General features: G+C 42.1%; 5 protein-coding genes. 4 read left to right on the top strand and 1 reads right to left on the bottom strand.

Translation table 11 applies throughout. From position 1 onward, the window contains the following. The 4 genes from AAFP11_RS29750 to AAFP11_RS29735 all read left to right on the top strand — a co-directional run. Positions 1 to 886: CHAT domain-containing protein (locus AAFP11_RS29750; RefSeq protein ID WP_341740241.1), on the top strand; the 886-nt coding region annotated here is incomplete at its 5' end. A 135-nt stretch (positions 887 to 1,021) separates the two neighbouring features. Continuing rightward, the gene (locus AAFP11_RS29745; protein ID WP_341740240.1) at positions 1,022 to 1,861 is read left to right on the top strand and encodes an Rpn family recombination-promoting nuclease/putative transposase; all 840 of its coding nucleotides are present in this window, start codon (positions 1,022 to 1,024) and stop codon (positions 1,859 to 1,861) included. 162 nt (positions 1,862 to 2,023) lie between these two features. Continuing rightward, complete coding sequence (locus AAFP11_RS29740; RefSeq protein WP_341740239.1) at positions 2,024 to 2,380, top strand: hypothetical protein; 357 nt, start codon at positions 2,024 to 2,026, stop codon at positions 2,378 to 2,380. Further along, positions 2,367 to 3,845 (top strand): hypothetical protein, encoded by a 1,479-nt coding sequence (locus tag AAFP11_RS29735; protein WP_341740238.1) that lies wholly within the window; start codon positions 2,367 to 2,369, stop codon positions 3,843 to 3,845. Before AAFP11_RS29740 ends, AAFP11_RS29735 begins: the two co-directional genes overlap by 14 nt. Positions 3,846 to 3,871: 26 nt before the next feature. Here the strand turns inward: AAFP11_RS29735 and AAFP11_RS29730 are convergent, their stop codons facing one another. Next, a complete protein-coding gene (locus AAFP11_RS29730) occupies positions 3,872 to 4,828 on the bottom strand; it encodes a glycosyltransferase family 2 protein (RefSeq protein ID WP_341740242.1) in 957 nt (318 codons plus the stop codon). Between the last annotated feature and the right edge of the window lie 39 nt (positions 4,829 to 4,867).

The following is a 4,867-nucleotide window of genomic DNA, read 5'->3' as shown; positions in this document are numbered from 1 at the left end:
TTTAGGGGAGCAAGAAGAGCTCAAAGCGCCTCTTGTCGAACCCGGAGATCCCCCCCAGCCCCCCTTCTTAAGGGGGGAGCAAGATGTTCTCAAAGTCCCCCTTCTTAAGGGGGATTTAGGGGGATCGAATTTAGGTGAGCAACAAGAGCTCAAAGCGCCTCTTGTCGAACCCGGAGATCCCCCCCAGCCCCCCTTCTTAAGGGGGGAGCAAGATGTTCTCAAAGTCCCCCTTCTTAAGGGGGATTTAGGGGGATCGAATTTAGGTGAGCAACAAGAGCTCAAAGCGCCTCTTGTCGAACCCGGAGATCCCCCCCAGCCCCCCTTCTTAAGGGGGGAGCAAGATGTTCTCAAAGTCCCCCTTCTTAAGGGGGATTTAGGGGGATCGGATTTAGGTGCATCGGATAGTTATGTTGAATGGCGCGAGGGGAAAACAGCGGATATTGACAAATGCCTGACTTTGGCTGAAATTTTCGGACTGCGATTCAAACAGTGCCGCCTAGTGGTGCTTTCCGCCTGCGAAACGGCGCTAATTGATACGGAGAATCGCTCCGATTATATTGGATTACCGACGGGATTTCTCTACGCGGGAGCAATGGGAACTTTGGCCAGTCTTTGGGCTGTGAATGACCTCTCGACTGCCTTGATGATGGTAAAATTTTATGAGGTATTGCAACCTGGAGTTAGCATTGGTCAAGCGCTCCATGATACCCAGCGCTGGTTTAAGTCTGCTACTACTTCAGATTTGCTAGAATGGGTGGAAGGTTCGGATAGTTTCGATGGAGAGCAAAAGGAAGATGTTACGGAATATCTGAGACGCTATAAACCGACCGTAAAACCCTACGGTGATGTTTATCATTGGGGAGCGTTTTGTGCGATCGGCTTATAGTTGGGCGGGGGCGGGTTTGCGAGATTATTAATTTTCGGCAATTATGGTTTGTAAAACCCGCCCCTACAGCACTTGGCATTATGATAGAAGAATCAATCAACCGGAGATTATCTGATGCAAAATTTAATCTAATCCATGAAAACCGATAGCCTATTTTACAGCATCTTCCAAGAATTCCCGTTTATTTTCTTTGCCCTGTTGGGTATACCTGCCGATGCTACAAACCAATACCAATTCACATCCCAAGAAGTCAAACAATTAGCCTTTCGCCTAGATGGTTTGTTTCTGCCAATTGTCGCAGATCCCCAACTACCATTCTACATTGTGGAAGTCCAATTTCAACCAGACCCAAATCTCTATTATCGTTTATTTGCCGAACTATTCATCTATCTCAAACAATACCAACCGCCGCACCCTTGGCAATTGGTAGTCATTTACCCAAATCGGCAAACAGAAAGAGAAAGTGACATCCACTTTCAGGAAATGCTGGCACTCCCAAAAATCACCCGCATTTACCTGGATGAACTTAGGGAACCAGAAACAGCATCTCTACCGATAAAATTACTTAAACTGGTAATCGAACCAGAAAACACGGCCTCAGATTTGGCTATAGATTTAGCCAGACAAGCCGAAACCGAAATACCGAATATCGCAGTCAGAGAGAGCTTCATCAACTTACTAGAAACCATCATTTTTTACAAGCTACCCCAAAAATCCAGAGAGGAAATTGCCGCCATGTTTAACCTCAGTGACTTAAAGAAAACCAGAGTTTATCAAGAGATTCTTGAAGAAGTACAAGCTGAATCACAAGCACGAGCTCAAGCTGAAGCTAAACAGCGAGAAAAAGTTGTAATGCTCAGAATGTTTAATCTAGGATTAGCTACAGAAGATATTGCTACATCCTTTGACTTGCCGATAGCTGAAGTAGCAAAAATTATCACCGAAGCTCAACAAGAACAAGCTGAACAAAATTAATCAAACTATAGCGGGTTTACAAGATGATTGATTTTCGGCAATTATTTTGGTAAAATCCGCCTATAGCGGGTTTACAAGATGATTGATTTTCGGCAATTATTTTGGTAAAATCCGCTCCTACAGCACTTGACATTGTACATCCATTTTTGAGGTAAACTTATTATGATGATGAAAACCCTGATTTTGTCGGAAATCTGTAACGCGATTACCAAAGCCCCAGAGATTCTGACTCCGCCATTTATTGAAGAATTACTCAAGACTGTTTTGCCGATAGCTGAGTCTGATGCTACTGATAAAGCAGTTAAAGAAGCTATTAATAAAGTCTATCAAAACTTTCCAGAAGTATCAGAGCAGATTGCAAGTCTGACTCGCAAAAATCTCGATGACGCAGAATCCGAAGTCACACTGGGCTATGAAAGAGTCACTAATACCTATCCTAACATCAAAAAGCTAGAAGCAAACTTGAGAAAACGCATTCAAACAGCCTCAAATCCCCCCGCACCAGATGCTAAAAATTGACCATCCCCAAGTCTATATCTACAGCTACCAACTCAGCAGCGAAAGCAAAACCGATGTTGACTCAGTCTGGACTTGGGCAAATAGTCTCTGGCAATATTTTAGCCCCGACAAAAGTCTAGTTTTTTCTCCAGCAAACCTCAGTTATCCCCTCACTAAACCTAACAAATTTACGCATTCAAATCAAATCGATGGTTCGTTAAAGTTTTGCTGTATCGATGATAGCGAAGGCATTTTAGCGAGAATTGGTAGCCCAGAAACTGAGGAAAATAAAGACTTAGAAGTCGCAGGAGCATTAACACAATTTAATGTTAATAATCTGCTGGTTGCTGACAGTCCTGAAAATTGGCTAGGACAAACTATTTTGATTACCTACAAATCAGAAACTTATCAACAGCCAAGTGACAATGACTTTCGCAAAGTTGCAGATGAATGTTTAAAACATCTCTTCCCAAAAGTATCTGTGCGTCCACCTTTTTACCGGGCTACTGAGTTATTCGATTCTCCGATGTTTGAGTATAGTTATCCCAAAAGTCAAGTACAGGTGTTTGTTTATCTGGTTGATGATGACATTGAGGGAAAATTAGGGAAGATTATTCAACCTTTGTTTGAACTGTTTTATCACCGCCATAAAATCACTAAAGCTTTTATTGATAGTCGCAGAAATTACCATCTACTTAAGGAACGATATTTAGAAATTGAGCAAACAATCGAAAACTTGGAAGCCAAAATCACCGAAGTAAGTCGGATTGAATTGCCAACTGAAGTTGATTTGGTGAAAAGTGTTGATATAGATGAATCGTTGAAATATCTAAAAATCAAACTCAAAGAGTTACTTCGAGAAAGTTTGAATTATGAAAGAGCCTTGGAATGTTTAGAAGATTTTAATAACACGATTAATATTCATGTTTATAACTATCAAGAAAAGTTGTTGCAAATTGGTGATAAATCTGAGCTAATACCTGATGAATTGACAGCATTCAATTTTTTTGTTGATAGAACTTGTCGGTATTTTCAAGAACAAATTAAGGGCGATTTAGGCTATTTCAAACATGGCACTGATTTGATTAAGATTGCGGTGGAGTTAGTGGGAGGGATTGTTGATATTGAACAAGCGGAATGCGATCGCTCCTTAGAAAGAAAAATTGAAATATTGGGTGCTGGCTTGGGGGCTGGAGGCATTGTGGTGTCTGCTGTTTCTGCTTATGTTGAGACGCCCATAGTGTTCAGGATACCTCAAACGGGCGATCGCATTCATCCCGCTATAGCCAGCCTATTATGGAGTGTCCTAGCTGTGGTAATTGTGGCTGGAGTTGTTGGTTTGATTAATGGGACATCGAAAATTAATGGTAGATTGAGATTGTTTGGCCGTAAATCCGTTGCACAATTATCCGATTCCCCAAGTCAACCAGTTAATAATACCTTGCAGCAAGCCGAGGAAGTATCAAATCATGAACCGGGCGGTTGAAACCGCCGAATTTAAAAAAGAAATGCCTACGGCGATTTAACTTCACTCTCCTGACTTCTAACTACCGGCGGTGACAAAGTAGGCTGGGTTTCTGCCACATTCAACTGACCCCCACAACAACGCAATTCGTAAAGTTTTGCATTAATTTGATACTCATACTGACTCAATAACCTTGCATAAATATAGCCAGCTTTTCCATCCAAAAAGCCGAACTGAATAAAGTAAAATAAAATAAATCTCAGCATTGGTTTCAAAGGCAGCCGCACCCAAACTTTTTTGAGAAATCGCTTCCGCTGTACTGCATCTCCAAATAAGTTGGCACCAATAGTGCCACTGTCGTCCCGCCCTTCAATAATATTGTAATAAACACGAGCTTCCCAATTAGAATAGCGGTTGTGCCTTTCTATCCAATGAAATAAATCGCGGTAATCCTCGTGAATCATATCATTTTTTAAGTATCCCACTGGACCTGCTAAAATTACGTGTTCGTGAACTTCGTTGTCGCCAGTATTGGGTACGGATTCAGTCCCCAGATTTTCGTAACGACCTTTTTGATGCTTGAACAAACGCAAGTTCCAGTCTGGATATCTACCTCCGTAACGCAGCCATTGTCCTAAAAATAAAACTTTGCGATTGAGGTAGTAACCCTCAAAATTGGGGTCTTGAATGACTTCGGCAATTTCATCCCAAAGTTCTGGGGTAATCCGCTCGTCGCAATCGACAATTAATACCCATTCGTTACGAAAGGGCAGGTTGTCTAAAGACCAATTTTTCTTTTTGGGCCAGCGGTTATCGAAGTAGAATTGCACGACTTTTGCGCCACTACTGATGGCGATTTCTACCGTTAAATCGCTACTTTGGGAATCAACTAGAAAAACTTCATCGGCCCTGGCAATGCTTGCCAGACACGCAGGTAGATTAAGTTCTTCGTCTTTTGCCGGAATGAGAACCGAAACCGGAATCTTGGATGGACTAGAGGTCATAATCGAGTGGTTAAAACTGAATGCGGTCGAGTTGTGATG

The sequence above is a fragment of the Microcoleus sp. CAWBG640 genome, from assembly GCF_020883015.1.
GTDB classification, from domain to species: domain Bacteria; phylum Cyanobacteriota; class Cyanobacteriia; order Cyanobacteriales; family Microcoleaceae; genus Microcoleus; species Microcoleus anatoxicus.
This window is presented reverse-complemented; position numbering and strand designations above follow the sequence as displayed.